A 14807-nucleotide genomic window follows, 5' to 3' on the forward strand; every position below is an offset into this window, starting at 1 on the left:
CCTCACGGTCGCCGTACGCTCCCCAGTCAGTTCGCCCCACGCTATTTGTATCCGAGGCCCGAAGCCGGAGCATGGAACTTCTCGACGATAGCATCGTTCCCGAGGCCGCCCGGGACGTAAAGCAGGAGGCCCGGGAGTTCGCCGCGGAGCACGTCGCACCGAACGCCGAGGAGTACTACCGGACCGGCGACTACCCCTGGGAGATCCTCGAAGCGGCCCAGGACGCGAACCTCGTCGCGCAAGACATCCCCGAGGCGTACGGCGGTCGTGGCCTAGACATCCACCAGATCCTCGCGCTCACCGAGGAGTTCTATCGCGCCGACGCCGGCATCGCGCTCACGCTCCAGCTCGCGAGCTTCGGGTGCGAGATACTCTACGACCACGGCGACGAGAACCAGAAGGAGGAGTACCTCCGGCCCGTCGCCGAGGGCGAGCAGATCTCTGGGCTCGCGGTCTCCGAGCCCGACACCGGCAGCGACCTCTCGGGCGTGGACACGACCGCCGAGAAGGACGGCGACGAGTACGTCCTGAACGGCGAGAAGTACTGGATCGGGAACGGCGTCGAAGCGGACTGGATCACGCTGTACGCGCGCACGGACGACTCCGACAACCGCTACGGGAACCACTCGCTGTTCGTCCTGCCGACGGACGTCGACGGGTACGAGGCCGAGCACGTCCCCGAGAAGATGGGATTCCGTGCCTCGAAGCAAGCGCACATCACGCTCGAGGACGCACGCATCCCCGAGGAGAACCTCATCGGGTTCGAGGGCAACGGGTTCCTGATGCTCGCGGAGTTCTTCAACATGGGTCGCGTCGTCGTCGCCGGCCACGGCCTCGGGCTCGCCGCCGCCGCCATCGAGGAGGCCTGGGAGTTCACGCACGAACGCGAACAGTTCGGTCGCCCAGTCAGCGAGTTCCAGGCCGTCCAGCACGGACTCGCGGACATGCTCATGGACTTCGAGAGCGCGCGAGCGCTCACGTGGCGAGCCGCCGACAAGGTACAGAACCACGAGGACGCCGGGTACTGGGCGGCGATGGCGAAGACGCGAGCGACCGAGACCGCCGTCGACTGCGCCGAACGCGGCATGCAGTTCCACGGCGGCCGCTCCGTGTTCACCGACCGACGGATATCGCGAGTGTACCGTGACGTCCGCATCCCCGTCATCTACGAGGGCGCGAACGAAGTCCAGCGGAACCTCGTCTACGGGCAGCGCCCCGGCACCTGACACCTGCGCCTCGACGCAGCGGCCCAGCACCTGACACCTGCGCCTCGACGCAGCGATAGATTCGAACCGTCGAGTGCGCCCGCGTTCTCGGCGACTGTTCGCTACAACGACAAGCATTATTACGCGTTCTGGTGAAGGGAGGAGATAGGTAGCGTGGACCATCGCCCGCCAGTGGTCCGACCGGAGAGTTGACCAGATGACCGCGACGAATGCCGTCCTCGTCATCAGCAACGACGCACAGTTGCGGGACCGACTGGCCGCACCCCTGGAGTGGTCGTACCCGAACGTCGACGTCGAGACCGCCGCCGGCTTCGACGGCATCATCGACCAGCTCGCCGCCGACGACCCCGACTGCGTCGTGACGGACGTCGACACCGTCCAGGCGGCCCCCGCGATCCTCCAGGCCGCTCGCGAACGCCACCCGGAGCTGACGCTGCTCGTGCTCTCGGAGTACGAGACCGACCGCGGCGACGGCGCCGCGATCATGGAAGTCGTCGAGTACCTCGACGGCATCGGCGAACCGGGGAGCGACGACGCGTTCGCGGGCTGGGTCGCGAACTCCGTCGTCAGGACGCCGGGCGGGAGCGACGCCGGCCCGCCGGGCGGGAACCGGCCCGAGGACGTCGTCCGCGACGTCAAGCGCGCGCTCGTCGACGCGGAGTCCCCGATGGACATCGAGGCCGCGGTCTGCGAGCAGTTGACGCTCGGCGGCCGGTACGCGTTCTCGTTCATCGGCGAGTACGACCGCGGCGAGGGCCAGGTCGTCCCCTGGGTGACCGCCGGCATCGACGACTGGCCGGTGAGCACGACGTTCCCCGTCGGGACCGGCGGCGTCGTCGACCGGGCGCTCCGAACGCGCGAGGTACAGGTCGTCCAGGACGTCACCGATCACTCGCTGACCGTCCCGTGGGCGCAGGCCGCGAGCGACTACGGATGCGAGAGCGCCATCGTCGCACCGCTGTACGTCGAGGACGAACTGTACGGCATCCTCGGCGTGTACTCGCGGGACCCCGACGGGTTCGACGACATGGCGGTCTCCGGGATCGAGGAGATATCCCGGACAGTGTCGTACGTATTGGACACGATGGCGATCCGCGGGCGTATCGACCAGCAGGAACGCACCCTGAAGCGCTACGAGCGCCTCGTCGAGACCGTCGGCGACGGCATGTACGCGCTCGACTCCGACGGCCACTTCATGACCGTGAACAACGGCCTCATGGAGATGACGGGGTACTCGCGCGAAGGCTTGCTCGGCGAACACATCTCCATCGTCCTCGACGACGAGGCCGTCGACGCCGGCCGACAGCTCGTCCGCGAGATGTACGAAGCCGAGCGGATGACCGCGGCGACGAAGGAAGTCCAGGTCATCCCGAAGACCGGCGACCCCTACCCCGGCGAGGCCCAGATTGCACTGCTGCCGTTCGACGACGAGTTACGCGGGACCGTCGGCGTCGTCCGCGACATCACCGAACGGAAGCGCCGGGAGCGAGAGCTCGAACGCCAAAACGAGCGCCTGGAGGCGTTCGCGAGCATCGTCAGTCACGACCTCCGGAATCCACTCGGGGTGTCCCAGGGCTACCTCGACCTCGCTCGCGAAGCTGCCTCGCCGGAGGTCGCGGCGTACCTCGAACACGTCGGGGACGGCCTCGACCGGATGGAGGACATCGTCGGTGACGTCCTCGCGCTCGCGAGACAGGGCCAGACGGTCACGGAGACCGAACCGGTGACGCTCGAGGGACTGGCCCGGGAGGCGTGGTCGAACGTCGAGACCGAGGACGCGACCCTGGAAGTCGACGACGACCTGCACTTCGGGGCGGATCGGTCGCGCCTCCTCCGGTCGTTCGAGAACCTGTTCCGGAACAGCGTGGAACACGGTTCCACGAGCAACCGGACGCAGTCCGGTGACGCGATCGAGCACGGCGGCGGGGACGTCACCGTCACCGTCGGCCCCATCGAGCATCGCGCCGGCGGGTTCAGGTTCGGAACTAGCGACGACGCCTCGTCGACGGGGTTCTACGTCGCCGACGACGGCCCGGGGATGCCCGCGGAGATCCGCGAGCACGCGTTCGACTCCGAGTTCACGACGTCGGACGACGGACTCGGTATCGGGCTGTGGGTCGTCCGAGAGGTGGCGTCCGCGCACGGCTGGCACGTCGACGTCGTCGAGAACGATGACGGCGGTGCACGCTTCGAGTTCACGGACGTCGAAGCAGTCTGAGTCGAGTGTCGAAGCGGCGTGAACGCGGCTGCGTCGCGTTCCCGACTACTGTTCGCCGGGGAGGTCCTGGAATGCGCCGACGAAGTCGTCGTGGTCCTCCATCCCATCGACGGCTTGGTCGACGCGCCCGCGGAGTTCGTCGACGCGCTCCGTGAGGTCCTGGTACTCGTCGTTGTCCGCGAGCTCGCGCTCTGACTTCTCGGACTCGAGCAGGCTCTTCTTGGAGACGAGCGCGTAGTACTCCTGGATGTCCGTCTCGTACGTCGACCGCCCGCGGATGGATTCGACGACGTCCATCAGTTCGTCCTTCGACACGGGCTTGACGAGGTAGTCGTCGAACCCCATCTCGATGATGTCGAAGTCGGGGTCGACCGCGGTCACCATCACGACGCGGCAGTCGTAGCCGCGGTCGCGGATCTCCGCCAACACCTCGTCGCCGGAGAGGCCAGGCATCCGCCGGTCCAGCAGGACGACCTCGACGGACTCGCTCATGAGCTCCAGCGCCGACTCGCCGTCGTAGGCGGCCTCCACCTCGTACTCGGTCGTAAGCCAGGCGGTGAACAGGTCCGCTAGCCGGGACTCGTCGTCCACGACGAGCACCTCGAGTCCCGACCCGGGTGGACCACCTCCCTCTTGTCCGTCGTTGGCTGCCACGTTCGACCCAATGAGTCAATGATTCATAAATGCCGCGACCACTGCCCTAACTTCTGATACTTCATGCGGCGTGGACAAGTGCCGGCGACGACGTCGCCGGGAACGGGCCGGGCACGTCGTCCCGGTCGCCCACACCGACCGAACGCGTCCCCCACGTGAACAGTTCACGCAACGCGAGACGTCACCGCGACCGACACGACTCGGTGCGCAACCGCCGGCCCGGCCAGCAGTCGACGACTCGACCGCAGACCACGGCGACCTGACCGAGGCCGCCACGTCGAGCCTACGGCGACGTGTCCGACGGATACCGCCGCTGTTCCTCGAGGCGCTGACAACCATCGACCATCCCGTCGGGGATCGAATCCGCGCAATCCATCAACGACCGCAGTATCGACGCCACCTCGTCGAACGACTCCCCGCGACGCACGCGAAGCGGCTCGCGCTCCCACTCCACGTACGACCGCGCCGCCAACATCGGCAGATGCTCGTGCACCAGTTCGACGCACAACTCCTCCGGGTCGAGCAACATGAACGGCGGATTCGCCGCCTCCGGCAACTCGAGTTCACGCCCCTCGGGCGCCTCGAGGAGCGACACCACGATCTGCCGCCGTGGCTCCGCGGACAACGCCCGGAACGCGCCGTTCCAGGACTCGATCACGGCCTCCCCGTCAACAGGGTCCGTCACGGCCATACTACACGGGAGCGCACTACACGCCGAAAAAACCTACGCCCAACGTCACCTAGCACGTGATTTCCGAAATACGACCACGAACTGCCCACTACCGAACCACGACCACCCGACCCCCGAACAACCACGACCGCGCCCCTCCCACCAGCCAACGCGACGAGCCAGAACACTCCGCACCGTCGTTCGGAGCGACAAGCCAGGAGGGGGCTTTGAACCAAATGCTTAACGTCCATCCTATAATGGCAAGGATATGGTCAGCGACCCCGAACGCGCCGTCGACACACTCCGACGGAAGATCCGCGAGGGAGAACGCGACGTGGACGACGATCGCGACGTCGACGTCCTCATCGAGTTCAGCGACCAGCTCCACCTGCTTCGCGAGAGCTACGGGCATCACCGACACGAGAAGCTCCTCCGGCACCTCACCAGGATCGCCGAGCACGCGCCGGCCTCGCTCGCCGACACGCTCGAGGACAGGGAGGCGGCCGAGGAGGTCGTCCGTTGGATCCACTCCGAGTACGACCTCGACGCCAGCCCGGAGACCAACCAGGACTACCGGGTCGCACTCCGCGTCTTCGGGCGACGAACGACCGACGAGAACGGCGAGGACCCCCCGGCGTCGATCGACTGGGTGTCCTCGACGCTCCCGAACGACTACGACCCGAGCCCCGACCCGCAGATGATGCTGCGGTGGGAGGACGACGTCGAGCCGATGCTCCAGCACTGCCGGAACGCGCGCGACAAGGCCGCGATCGCGCTCCAGTTCGACGCCGGTCTGCGTGGGGGCGAACTCAAGGACCTCACCGTCGGCGACATCAGCGACACGAAGCACGGGCTCGCCGTCCGCGTCGACGGGAAGACCGGCCAGCGCTCGGTCGACCTGATCCCGGCGACGCCGCACGTGAACCGCTGGCTGTCCGAGCACCCTGGCGGCGGCGACGACCCGATCTGGTCGAAGCTCTCCAATCCGGATGCGCTCTCCTACAACGCGTTCCTCGACATGTTCAAGCGCCCCGCCGCGCGCGCTGGCGTCGAGAAGACCGTCACGCCCACCGCCTTCCGGAAGAGCAACCTTGCGTGGCTCTGCCGACAGGGGATGAACGCACGCCACATCGAGCGCCGCCAGGGCCGCGTCCACGGGTCGGACGCAGTCGCGCGCTACACCGGGATCTTCGACGACGACGTCGGCGACGAGTACGCTGCGATGATGGGCCTCGAGGTCGCGGAGGACGAGACCGACGACGAGTTCGCGCCGGTCCCCTGCCCGCGGTGTGACCGCGAGACGCCCGCGAGCGAGAGTCGGTGCATGTGGTGCGGGCAGGCTATCGACCACGACGCGCACGCGGAGGCGGCCGAGCAGGACCAGGACATGATGCAAACGATCGCCGAGCATCCCGAAGCCGCTGAGGCCATCATGCAGATCAAGGAGACCACCGACGACGTCCCCGGCCTCCGCATCAGCTTCGACAGCGACGACTGAAGACTCGTTACTCATCGGTCTCCTCCTGGCGGTAGTCCTCGAGGTCGTCGAGTGCGGCCTGGGCGCGCGCCGAGAACGGAGCGTTGAGTGCGGCGATCTCTCGGAGCTCGTCCTCGATTGCTTCGAGCGCGTTGAACCGGCGTTCGCGAGGGTCGGGCTCGTCGGTGGTGCTGTCGTCTGGGGTGTGGGCTGTGCTCATGATGGGTCGAGGTCGGTCTGGAATTGGTTCGCGACGGCATCGCGGACGATGCGCGTACTCTCGGGGCCACTGGCGGCGAGGACGGTTCGAATGACGCTCGTGTACCGCAGCAGCACGGTCTCCGTGGGCTGGTGGTAGCGAGCCTCGTCGATCGACCGGAACTCGGTTCGGGATTCGAGCCGCATCTCGCAGCCCTCCGTCCACGCGGCTTCTGGGCTGACGCTGTCGGGTGGGGTGCGTTGATCCCAGCGATCGGCGGCGTGCTTGGTGACGACCGGATCGGGGACGTTCTCCCAGGTGCCGTAGTCCTGGACGCGACTCACGCCGGGACACCTCCTGAGGCGATGGTGAGTCCGACAGCGCAGAGGATGGTAATCGCGGCGAGCAGCACGATCGGGCCCGTCCACGGGCTGGCCGCACGATCGTCACCACCGATTCTCGTCGTCTCGATGTGGTCGCCGACGTGATCGTGATTCGACTTCGGCCGCATGACGTGACACCAGAACGTCGTCGACCAGTTCCAGGCGGCGTACTCGATGAACCAGCCGACGAACTCGTCCTGGCGCATCTCGCCATCGAGGAACTCCTGGCACATCTGTCGGATCTGGAGGTCTTCAGACATCCTCGGCCTCCCGTTCAGCCCCTGTCTCCACTGAACGGCTGTTCCCGCTGGATGGCGGCGAAATCTTGTGCTGTTCCGTCTCGACCGTATCCAGCACCTCGAAGGCCTCCATGACGGTTACAGCGTGGCTCCCCTTGTCCCGGTGGTCGTAGGCGTGCCAGTAGGCTCCTCCCTCGCTTGTGACGAGTTCTCCGTCGATGGCGATTACGGCCTTACACCAGGGACACCACAACGGACCATCTACCGACTCGTCTTCGGCACCGTCCGCAGAGTGCTCAGACAAGGTTGCTCACCACCGCGCCCTCGATGACGAATTCGTGCGGGTTCCCGCACTTCGGGCACTCCCAGCGGAATCCCGGGAGCGTGATCCGTTCGCCGTACTCGTCGAGCGTAGCCGGTTCGTCGAGCTCGACTGTGTCCGTCCAGGCGCAGGATGGACTGGTGCACTCCGTCTCGACCTCGGTCTTCCCGGCTATCTTCTCCAGCGGGTTCTGGTAGGTATCGCTTGCGGGCGTGCCGCCGTCGGTGCTGACACAGTGATCGGGCCAGGTAGCGCAGTCACCGCAGGGGTCGTATCCCTTGTACCACGCTGCGCTCTTGTCCCATCCGACGACGGTCCGGTCGTCCAGGTGGTAACAGTCGCGGTCATCGTGGTAGTTCGCGCCGTTCGGGGTGGCGAAAACTCTGGTCCCGTCGTGGTCCCCGGATGACGGCCACTCGCGTGAGATAGCGTCCGTCGTCTGCTCACTCGGCATCGTGCTGTCCTCCGTCGGCGTGGATTCGGGTGGCGCGCTCGCAGATGACGGGGTCCTTGAGGAGCTGCTGAGCGTCCCGGATCGTATTCGTGATGCCCTCGTGGGTGGCGAGCGTGTCGGCCTCCTGGAGGAACTCGTCGGCCTCCTGGAGCCAGCGCTCGCGCGTGATAGGTGTCCCGCGCTCGCTGTCCGACAGGCACGCCAGCCGCGACCTGGCGTGACAGAGTCGGAGACGGAGTCCCGGCTCGTGTGATTCTGGGCCCTGCATGGCGCCCTCGACGAGCTCCTGTGCGTGCTCGAATCGCTCGAGGGACATCACGCCTCACCTCGGAGTGCGCGGACCTGCTGGAGGCGTCCCTTCGCGTCGTCGAGTGCGGTTTCGACGTCCTCGAGGTCGGCGTCGCCGGCGACGGCGGTCTCGAGTGCGCGGTCGAGTTGGTCGCGGAAGTCTTCCGCGCTCATGATCCACCTCGCTTCGACAGGATGGGGATGGTGAGGCCGAACTGGAACTGGAACTGGATGCCGTCACCGGTTCGGGTGACGTCGACGAGGTCGGGGCCCGGCATCAGGCCTCACTCCCGTCTTCGTCAGCCCGATCTCGGCAGACGATGCAGAGACCGTCCTTGAGGCCGCGCTCTGGCTCGTTCCCGCAACGATCGCACGTCGGCCCCTCGGGGAGAGCAACGTGGGGAAGGACCTCCTCACGGAGCCAGCGCCCCCACGTCGCAGCCTGGGTGGCGCCGGCATACACGGCGACGTATCCGCTCTCGGTGATGGTGCCGCGGACGACCGTGCTGTTCCACGGGTAGACGAATCCGAGCTGGACGACGTGACTCCCGCCAGAGGGTGGGTGGGCGGCGTCGTGGTAGTCGATGCTGACGTACCCGTTCTCGCTCGCCTGCTCTTCGCCGACCTGCCAGACGTCCGCGTCTTCGTCTTCGAGCGCACCAGCGAACGAGTTCAAGTCGATCACGGCACGCTCGATCCACGTATCCTTCGCGGCAGACAGGTGCTCCCAGAGGAACTCGCCGTCCGTACTGGAGACCGCGACGAACCCAGGGTCCGCGGTGAGGTCGGCGGTGAAGTCCACCGCGACTTCGCGTCGTGCCGGCTCGCTGGAGGTGAAGATGTCGATGATGTCACCGTCGCTGCTGACGGCGGTCTCGACGAACTGTTTCGTCGTGTCGACGTGTCCAGCGGCGGTACCTTCGTAGATCTCGGTCTCTCCACTCAGATACGTGATTGCTTCGCTCGCGATGGTGACGCCACCGCCCTTCTTGCCGGTCGTGACGGCGGGCTCGTCGATGAGGTCGTCAGTGATACCGAGGATGCCTGCCTGCATCACGCCCACCCCCGGAGGTCGACGGTCGGACCACTCAACCACTCGCCGGCCTCGAGCGCCTCGACGGGGAAGTCGGGGTCGGAGTCAGTGGGCGTGAACATCGTGCGGCCGCCGGTCGTCGGATGCTCGCGGAGCTCTGGGATGTCGGGCGTCCTCTCGTCGCGCTCGAGGGTACGGCCGAGGACGAGTCCGAACGGCATCACGCACCACCTCCGGCGACTGCGTACTTCGCGTCCGTCTTCGCTTCTGGTTCGGGGAGGCCGTCGTACGCGCCGGCGAAGTAGGTGATGCGGCGGAGGTCGTCGAGGTCGCGTTCCCAGCCGATATCGTGAGCGAGCTCGCGGATCGAGTCGGCGTCGCCGGCGGCGACGTGGAAGCTGGCTTCGTCCATCCACGCGGGGATGTCGGCCTCGGCGGCGATCTCTTCGAACGTCATCTCGCCGGACTGGCGGGCTTCGGGAACGACCTGGTCGTGGACGGCTTCGAGGTCGGGCTTCCGTCCGCGCCAGTTGCCGAGCTGAACGGTGTTCCCGATGATGCTGAAGAGCGCATGCTTGTCCTTGAGCTGGAGTGAGTCGGGGTCTCGGTCGTCGAGCTTGGCGGCGATGTCGCGCGCGACGCGATGCGTCACCGTGCCCGAGTCGTTCTCGGGCGGTGCGACGCCGAGCGCCAGACAGACGTCGTCGAGGATCTCCTCCTTCGGAGCGTACATCGTGGACTCCGGGGCGTCTGAGTCGTCGGTCTCCTCGGATTCGTGTTCAGCGGACTCGGTGGTGTCAGACGTCGCTTCGTCCGCGTCTTCTCCACTTGCAACCGTGGGGTCCCTTCCCTCGGCGGTGTCCTCGACATTGTCCTCCTCGCTGGAGTCGTCCTGGAGAGCGTCGAGGATGATCTGGGCGTCGTCCTTGAGTGGGGCGCCGCTCCGTGAGCTGTCGAGATCGAGTGTGTCGTGGATGGCCCCGATGACGTCGTCCTTCGTGTCGGCGTCCTCGCGGTCGACGTCGAGCCTGTCGGCGAGCGTCTCCCAGGTACCCTTGGTCCAGTTGACGCACGGGCTGGACTCCTCGACGCCGAGCTCGTCGATGATGTCCGCGACGATCTCAGGCTTCGTCCGCTCGCCCTCAGCTTCCGCCTCGGGCGTGCTCGAGACGGAGTCGTCGTCAGCTTCTCCAGCGTCGCTGTCGTGGGTGGGGGTGTTGTCGACGGTCTCGAGACCATCAAGTTCCTCGTCGACGGTGTCGATCTCGAGGTCGCCACGGTCCTCGGTGCTCCGTTCCTCGACGGTGGCGTCGTCGATCGCCTCTTCGACATCTTCGTCCGTGGGGCCGTCGACGGGGGTGTCCGCGGTCTCGGCGCCGGGGTTGATGTCGTCGAGGGGGTCGCTGGTGGCGTCGTCGAGGCGCTGGTCGAGGTGGTCGCAGCGCTTCGAGATCGCATCGACGTGTGCTTCCAGGCCCTGGATGCTGGACTCGATGTCCCGGAGACGATCGGCCTCGTGCCCGGTATCGAGGTCGTCGAGGCGCTCCTCGAGGTCGAGGACGTCCTCGTGGAGGGTGTCGAGTCCGGAGTCGAGTTCGGCGACGTAGTCATCGAGGAAGTCCACAGCCTCCTCGGGCGTCACGGGACTGGGGACAATCTTGTTGACGAGCCCGCGCTCCTGGGCGCTCGGGATTGGGTCGACGACGTCCTGAAGGCCGCCGGCGGGGACGACGACGTCGAGGTAGACGGGCGTGCCGTCGGTGTCGGACTCGTTGCTGATGGAGGCCTCGCGGAGCTGGATGCCGCGGTCGGCGAGCAGCTCCAGGAGTGCGACCTGGCGCTGGCGTGCTTCGAGGTCGTCGCGAGCGCGACCGAGCGGCGAATACTCCGGGGAAGAGTCGGTCGACATCGCTACCACCACCCCTCGTCTTCGAGGTGTTTCGTGTACGTGTTGATGCCACGGACGCGGTCGGCGGGCCAGACGTCGAGCTGATAGCCCTGCTTATTGATGCAGTGGACGAACCGGCCGTGGAACTCGATTCGGTCGTATACGCGCACGTCGTCGAAGCCTTCGATCTCGACCTCGCCACCGTTCGGTAAAATTGAACGGTCCTGGTGGTTGCCGAATTGCTCGGACATCAGGCGTCACCTCCGGCGCCGTCGATCTGGTCGTGCATCCAGTCGAGTTCGTCCTCGATGACGCCGTACCCGCGCGTGGTGAGTTCGTACTGGTTCGTCCGGCGGTCGAGCTCGCTCTTCTCGAGGAGGTCGGCGTCGACGAGCTGGTCGAGGTTCGGGTAGAGCCGGCCGTGGTTGACCTCCTTGCCGTAGTACTCCTCGAGGGCGCGCTTGATACCGAGTCCGTAGTCGGGGTCCTCGTGGAGGACCAGGAGGATTCGCGTCTGGAACTTCGTGAGATCCGCGCCGGTCGGGCTGGGGCCGGGGTCGGCGCCGCCTCTGGTGTCGGCGCTCATGCGCCCGCACCTCCGGGAAGCGGCTGGTTACTGGACTGTGATACTGCTCGGGTCGTGGCCTGAATCTTAAGTAGGCCGTGGACGTTCGTTGACATGGCTTCTCGTTCGCGCGTCCCAGATCGGGACGACAGGGTGGGAAGCCACGCCGCGGGTGTTGGCGCACCCGGGGCATCTTTCGTTCTACCCCCATAGCGGCGCGTTGCGTGGCTTCCACCTGTATGGTTACCCCCCAGGCACAAATAAGTTACCCAGCGGGTAGGTAGCGTTTACTGACGCACGGTGCTGGTTCCAGTAGGAGAAGGATAAAGTCCCGATGGGTCATATTGGTGCTCGTTACACGGGAATTATGAGTACTGCCCACCCAGCAACCGATGACATGCGTCAGTCCGCGGACTGGATGACCAAAGCCGACGACCGTATACTGGAGTCGATTCGCGATGATGGCAATCTGACTCCGAAAGCGGTTAGCCGGGAAGGCATGGTCCCGCGGGTTGACATCGGGCGCAAGTGGGCAGGTCAACGGTGCAGGAAACTCGCCGAGTATGGACTCCTCTACATGGTCGACGAAGGCTTGTACGGAATCACCGAGCAGGGCGAGGCCTATCTCGATGAGGAGCTGGACGCGTCGACCCTGGAGCCCGAGTCCTGACATCTATTCGTTCTGGCCCGTGGTCAGTTCTCGCCAGTCCATCGTCCGATCGATCGACAGATCCGTGAGCAACGTCGCCACCCACGGCGGGACACCCGGCCGATAGTTCCCCTGCGATGTGACGCGAGCGCTCTCTCGCGCAACCTCAATCGTCCAGGAGTCCCGCAGCGTCCGCACCCGCACCGCGAGTTGGTCGCCACGCTGATTGACCTCCACGCGCACGCGCTCCACATCACACGCCGTCGGAAGCTGGCGCTCGTCGAGCTCGCGCGCTCGCGCCGGCCGCAACCGCACACCCGAGAACCCCTTCTTGGAGTCCTCGTCCTGCTCTTCCGGGCCCGCTATGAGCTCCTGGCGATGAGACCGCGAATCGTCGGACTCGGACATCACGCCCCACCCCCGCTGGTGAGCGCCAGCCAGTCGAACGATCGGTCCGTCGACGCGAGCTCCGCGACAATGAGCGCGCACGCGACCCACTCCGCGAGCGGCTGGTCCTCGTACCCGCCGGGGTCCTGGATCCACGCGTCCTCAAGGCCGCCGTCATGCGCGCCCGGCCCAATCGGAACCTGAACCTCCCAGGACTCGAACGCCGAGCGGACGCGCACCCGGAACACGTGCTCGTCCTCCTGACTCTCGACACTCACCCAGTCGTACGGGCACCCACTGGGGAGGTCGCGCCCGCTGAGCGTCTCAGTGTCGGCCGCCGCAGCGAGCGGCAGCCCTGCCAATCCATCGCGCTGCTGTCGACGTCGTGGTGCAGTTCCCATTGCAACCGGAGTGTTGCGTGGCGACCACTTAGCCCGTTCAGGGGGTATGCGAACCATGCGAACCACCGAAACAAGACGTGAAACGGCGTCTCGAGGTGGATTCAAATAATTGTTACCCCACGGGCGAGAGTGTTCGAACGAGTGGGGTAACTCTGGTGCCAGCGCAAGATTTTTGCCGTTCGGTTGAGAACTCTGGGTTGCACCTGGGCCTACCCATGGTGCACAGCTGTATGTCACTCGATATTGTATCCTCTCGATAAGGTGAGATCGAGTGTCTGACAGTTGTCAGCCTGCGTAGGCCGGTGGCTTGCAACCTCCGAAACAGGTTGCCAGCCTCATGTCTTGCTATGGAAGATTCACAGATAGCGGTAAGTCAGAGCGGATGAGTAGGGGCCGGTGGCCCGGCCTCCTACTGCACAGTCGTCCCGAACATCGACCCGATCGAGAGCGCCACAAGGGGCTCGCCCATCGGATGGCCGACGACTGCGAGAATCGTTCCAACCACCAACACCAGACGGGTGTTGGTCATCGTGTCTGATTCTGTTGTCAGCCTCATGTCTTGCTTTAATACGAGACCACCCAGCTCGGCGGCCCCGGGCTTTCGCCACCCAATACGACAGATGCCACCTACAAAACAGTTCTCAACTCTTCGGTATGTCACCCCTCAGCACAAATCTTAAGTACTCCGTTGGTACCACGCCTTCCCGCCGCCCTCGTGAACGCTCCCGACCAGGCCGTACTCCTCGAGCTTCCCCAGATGCTTCATCACGGTCCGCCGCGCCATCGGATCCGCAACCCGACTCTGGTACTCACCCACCAACGCCTCCGTCAGCACACGCCCCTGCTCAACGATCACGTCATACAGCGCGCGCTGGTGGTCGTTGATCCGCTCCAAGTGCTCGGCGCGCACCAATTCGTGCGCCTCTAATACTGCGTCCTCGACGTCTACCGCAGCCACCTCGCCCCGATCGGCGTTGATCGCGCTCTCAGCGGCGACCCGCAGCGCCGCGATCGCGATGCGAGCGTCACCGTTCGCCGCCTGCGCCAGCTCATCCAGGACACCCTCCGGGACGTCCCCGCGGTCGATGCCGTACTCGGCGCGGCGTGCGAGGATCTCCACGAGTTCCGCTGTTGCGTAGTTCTCGAAGTCCAGGCGGTGCGCGGCGGCGAACCGCGATCGGATGCGGTCGTCGACGCCCTGGAGGAGCGCGCCCTCCGTGTTTGCGATCGCGATCACGCCCGTCCGCGGCGCATCAACGAGATCGTAGAGCACGCCCGGCTCCTGGAGCTGGTCGGCCTCGTCGAGGATCACGATCCGAGGCTCGCCGGGGTCGTCGTCGAGGCGCTGCTGGAGCTCCGCGACTGGCGTCGACGACGCATGCACGGCCTTGGGGTGCGTGTCGTCGACGACCTCGAGGAGGACGTCACGCTTCGACGAGTAACGCCAGCAGTTCACGAACGCCGAAGTGATGCTCGCTCGCTCCTGAGCCTGCCGGAGCGATACCTGGGCGGTCATCGTCTTCCCGACACCAGAGGGACCGAGCAGGTAGATGGATGACGGCGTGCCGCCCTCTTCGGCACGACTGAGGAGCTGGCGGAGGGTCGCGAGTTCGTCGCTTCGGTGGACGACGAGCTCCTGTCGCGGGATCTCGCGGTGGTCGAGGACGCGCGAGTCGATCTGCATACCGAGGGTGTCACCGTGTGATGGTATAAGCCCAGTGGGGGGTGTGCGAACCGTGCAGAGGTGTGCAAAA

21 protein-coding genes are annotated in these 14807 nt (G+C 65.9%); 4 read left to right on the top strand and 17 right to left on the bottom strand.

Annotated elements, in window-relative coordinates; genetic code table 11:
• Window positions 1-71: 71 nt before the first annotated feature.
• Complete coding sequence (locus G9C85_RS02440; RefSeq protein ID WP_166036571.1) at window positions 72-1226, top strand: acyl-CoA dehydrogenase family protein; 1155 nt, start codon at window positions 72-74, stop codon at window positions 1224-1226.
• Window positions 1227-1422: 196 nt separating this feature from the next.
• Window positions 1423-3444: a PAS domain-containing sensor histidine kinase gene (locus tag G9C85_RS02445; protein WP_166036572.1), complete on the top strand. Its 2022-nt coding sequence runs from the start codon at window positions 1423-1425 to the stop codon at window positions 3442-3444.
• A 45-nt stretch (window positions 3445-3489) separates the two neighbouring features.
• Here G9C85_RS02445 and G9C85_RS02450 read toward each other — a convergent pair whose 3' ends face one another.
• The gene (locus G9C85_RS02450) at window positions 3490-4098 is read right to left on the bottom strand and encodes a HalX domain-containing protein (RefSeq protein ID WP_166036573.1); all 609 of its coding nucleotides are present in this window, start codon (window positions 4096-4098) and stop codon (window positions 3490-3492) included.
• Between the two features lie 283 nt (window positions 4099-4381).
• The gene (locus tag G9C85_RS02455) at window positions 4382-4789 is read right to left on the bottom strand and encodes a hypothetical protein (protein ID WP_166036574.1); all 408 of its coding nucleotides are present in this window, start codon (window positions 4787-4789) and stop codon (window positions 4382-4384) included.
• Between the two features lie 247 nt (window positions 4790-5036).
• On the opposite strand from G9C85_RS02455, the gene G9C85_RS02460 reads away from it, so the two are divergent.
• Window positions 5037-6266 (top strand): tyrosine-type recombinase/integrase, encoded by a 1230-nt coding sequence (locus tag G9C85_RS02460; RefSeq protein ID WP_166036575.1) that lies wholly within the window; start codon window positions 5037-5039, stop codon window positions 6264-6266.
• Window positions 6267-6273: 7 nt separating this feature from the next.
• On the opposite strand, the gene G9C85_RS02465 is transcribed toward G9C85_RS02460, so the two are convergent.
• The 12 genes from G9C85_RS02465 to G9C85_RS02520 form a co-directional block, all read right to left on the bottom strand.
• Window positions 6274-6465: a hypothetical protein gene (locus G9C85_RS02465; RefSeq protein WP_166036576.1), complete on the bottom strand. Its 192-nt coding sequence runs from the start codon at window positions 6463-6465 to the stop codon at window positions 6274-6276.
• Window positions 6462-6788 carry a hypothetical protein gene (locus G9C85_RS02470; RefSeq protein ID WP_166036577.1) on the bottom strand — a complete coding sequence of 109 codons (327 nt, stop codon included), beginning with the start codon at window positions 6786-6788 and terminating at the stop codon, window positions 6462-6464. Before G9C85_RS02470 ends, G9C85_RS02465 begins: the two co-directional genes overlap by 4 nt.
• Entirely contained in the window at window positions 6785-7087 is a 303-nt protein-coding gene (locus G9C85_RS02475; protein ID WP_166036578.1) for a hypothetical protein, read from the bottom strand. Before G9C85_RS02475 ends, G9C85_RS02470 begins: the two co-directional genes overlap by 4 nt.
• Window positions 7080-7370: a hypothetical protein gene (locus tag G9C85_RS02480; RefSeq protein ID WP_166036579.1), complete on the bottom strand. Its 291-nt coding sequence runs from the start codon at window positions 7368-7370 to the stop codon at window positions 7080-7082. Before G9C85_RS02480 ends, G9C85_RS02475 begins: the two co-directional genes overlap by 8 nt.
• Complete coding sequence (locus tag G9C85_RS02485) at window positions 7363-7842, bottom strand: hypothetical protein (protein ID WP_166036580.1); 480 nt, start codon at window positions 7840-7842, stop codon at window positions 7363-7365. The genes G9C85_RS02480 and G9C85_RS02485 overlap by 8 nt, the downstream gene beginning before the upstream one ends.
• The gene (locus tag G9C85_RS02490) at window positions 7832-8158 is read right to left on the bottom strand and encodes a hypothetical protein (RefSeq protein ID WP_166036581.1); all 327 of its coding nucleotides are present in this window, start codon (window positions 8156-8158) and stop codon (window positions 7832-7834) included. The genes G9C85_RS02485 and G9C85_RS02490 overlap by 11 nt, the downstream gene beginning before the upstream one ends.
• Window positions 8158-8304 (bottom strand): hypothetical protein, encoded by a 147-nt coding sequence (locus G9C85_RS02495; protein WP_166036582.1) that lies wholly within the window; start codon window positions 8302-8304, stop codon window positions 8158-8160. Before G9C85_RS02495 ends, G9C85_RS02490 begins: the two co-directional genes overlap by 1 nt.
• Window positions 8305-8407: 103 nt before the next feature.
• On the bottom strand, window positions 8408-9184 hold the full coding sequence (locus tag G9C85_RS02500; RefSeq protein ID WP_166036583.1) for a hypothetical protein: 777 nt from the start codon (window positions 9182-9184) through the stop codon (window positions 8408-8410).
• On the bottom strand, window positions 9184-9384 hold the full coding sequence (locus G9C85_RS02505; RefSeq protein WP_166036584.1) for a hypothetical protein: 201 nt from the start codon (window positions 9382-9384) through the stop codon (window positions 9184-9186). The genes G9C85_RS02500 and G9C85_RS02505 overlap by 1 nt, the downstream gene beginning before the upstream one ends.
• Window positions 9384-11072 carry a hypothetical protein gene (locus tag G9C85_RS02510; RefSeq protein WP_166036585.1) on the bottom strand — a complete coding sequence of 563 codons (1689 nt, stop codon included), beginning with the start codon at window positions 11070-11072 and terminating at the stop codon, window positions 9384-9386. Before G9C85_RS02510 ends, G9C85_RS02505 begins: the two co-directional genes overlap by 1 nt.
• Before the next feature lie 2 nt (window positions 11073-11074).
• A complete protein-coding gene (locus tag G9C85_RS02515) occupies window positions 11075-11302 on the bottom strand; it encodes a hypothetical protein (protein ID WP_166036586.1) in 228 nt (75 codons plus the stop codon).
• Window positions 11302-11637: a PadR family transcriptional regulator gene (locus G9C85_RS02520; RefSeq protein WP_166036587.1), complete on the bottom strand. Its 336-nt coding sequence runs from the start codon at window positions 11635-11637 to the stop codon at window positions 11302-11304. The genes G9C85_RS02515 and G9C85_RS02520 overlap by 1 nt, the downstream gene beginning before the upstream one ends.
• 346 nt (window positions 11638-11983) lie before the next feature.
• Between G9C85_RS02520 and G9C85_RS02525 the strand changes: the two genes are divergently transcribed.
• Entirely contained in the window at window positions 11984-12286 is a 303-nt protein-coding gene (locus G9C85_RS02525) for a hypothetical protein (RefSeq protein ID WP_166036589.1), read from the top strand.
• Between the two features lie 3 nt (window positions 12287-12289).
• On the opposite strand, the gene G9C85_RS02530 is transcribed toward G9C85_RS02525, so the two are convergent.
• The 3 genes from G9C85_RS02530 to G9C85_RS02540 all read right to left on the bottom strand — a co-directional run bounded on the left by G9C85_RS02530 (window position 12290) and on the right by G9C85_RS02540 (window position 14737).
• Window positions 12290-12673, bottom strand: coding sequence for a hypothetical protein (locus G9C85_RS02530; RefSeq protein WP_166036591.1), 384 nt, complete (start codon window positions 12671-12673; stop codon window positions 12290-12292).
• Complete coding sequence (locus G9C85_RS02535; protein ID WP_166036593.1) at window positions 12673-13053, bottom strand: hypothetical protein; 381 nt, start codon at window positions 13051-13053, stop codon at window positions 12673-12675. The genes G9C85_RS02530 and G9C85_RS02535 overlap by 1 nt, the downstream gene beginning before the upstream one ends.
• Before the next feature lie 676 nt (window positions 13054-13729).
• Complete coding sequence (locus tag G9C85_RS02540; RefSeq protein ID WP_166036595.1) at window positions 13730-14737, bottom strand: Cdc6/Cdc18 family protein; 1008 nt, start codon at window positions 14735-14737, stop codon at window positions 13730-13732.
• Between the last annotated feature and the right edge of the window lie 70 nt (window positions 14738-14807).

It is taken from the genome of Halorubellus sp. JP-L1 (assembly GCF_011440375.1).
Lineage (GTDB): Archaea > Halobacteriota > Halobacteria > Halobacteriales > Natrialbaceae > Halorubellus.

What these genes read in the sequence shown, in the direction of transcription:
- G9C85_RS02440 (WP_166036571.1), top strand. Translation starts at nt 72, where the DNA reads ATGGAACTTCTCGACGATAGCATCGTTCCCGAGGCCGCCCGGGACGTA.
- G9C85_RS02445 (WP_166036572.1), top strand. Translation starts at nt 1,423, where the DNA reads ATGACCGCGACGAATGCCGTCCTCGTCATCAGCAACGACGCACAGTTG.
- G9C85_RS02455 (WP_166036574.1), bottom strand. Translation starts at nt 4,789, where the DNA reads ATGGCCGTGACGGACCCTGTTGACGGGGAGGCCGTGATCGAGTCCTGG.
- G9C85_RS02460 (WP_166036575.1), top strand. Translation starts at nt 5,037, where the DNA reads ATGGTCAGCGACCCCGAACGCGCCGTCGACACACTCCGACGGAAGATC.
- G9C85_RS02465 (WP_166036576.1), bottom strand. Translation starts at nt 6,465, where the DNA reads ATGAGCACAGCCCACACCCCAGACGACAGCACCACCGACGAGCCCGAC.
- G9C85_RS02475 (WP_166036578.1), bottom strand. Translation starts at nt 7,087, where the DNA reads ATGTCTGAAGACCTCCAGATCCGACAGATGTGCCAGGAGTTCCTCGAT.
- G9C85_RS02485 (WP_166036580.1), bottom strand. Translation starts at nt 7,842, where the DNA reads ATGCCGAGTGAGCAGACGACGGACGCTATCTCACGCGAGTGGCCGTCA.
- G9C85_RS02490 (WP_166036581.1), bottom strand. Translation starts at nt 8,158, where the DNA reads ATGTCCCTCGAGCGATTCGAGCACGCACAGGAGCTCGTCGAGGGCGCC.
- G9C85_RS02495 (WP_166036582.1), bottom strand. Translation starts at nt 8,304, where the DNA reads ATGAGCGCGGAAGACTTCCGCGACCAACTCGACCGCGCACTCGAGACC.
- G9C85_RS02500 (WP_166036583.1), bottom strand. Translation starts at nt 9,184, where the DNA reads ATGCAGGCAGGCATCCTCGGTATCACTGACGACCTCATCGACGAGCCC.
- G9C85_RS02505 (WP_166036584.1), bottom strand. Translation starts at nt 9,384, where the DNA reads ATGCCGTTCGGACTCGTCCTCGGCCGTACCCTCGAGCGCGACGAGAGG.
- G9C85_RS02510 (WP_166036585.1), bottom strand. Translation starts at nt 11,072, where the DNA reads ATGTCGACCGACTCTTCCCCGGAGTATTCGCCGCTCGGTCGCGCTCGC.
- G9C85_RS02515 (WP_166036586.1), bottom strand. Translation starts at nt 11,302, where the DNA reads ATGTCCGAGCAATTCGGCAACCACCAGGACCGTTCAATTTTACCGAAC.
- G9C85_RS02520 (WP_166036587.1), bottom strand. Translation starts at nt 11,637, where the DNA reads ATGAGCGCCGACACCAGAGGCGGCGCCGACCCCGGCCCCAGCCCGACC.
- G9C85_RS02525 (WP_166036589.1), top strand. Translation starts at nt 11,984, where the DNA reads ATGAGTACTGCCCACCCAGCAACCGATGACATGCGTCAGTCCGCGGAC.
- G9C85_RS02530 (WP_166036591.1), bottom strand. Translation starts at nt 12,673, where the DNA reads ATGTCCGAGTCCGACGATTCGCGGTCTCATCGCCAGGAGCTCATAGCG.
- G9C85_RS02535 (WP_166036593.1), bottom strand. Translation starts at nt 13,053, where the DNA reads ATGGGAACTGCACCACGACGTCGACAGCAGCGCGATGGATTGGCAGGG.
- G9C85_RS02540 (WP_166036595.1), bottom strand. Translation starts at nt 14,737, where the DNA reads ATGCAGATCGACTCGCGCGTCCTCGACCACCGCGAGATCCCGCGACAG.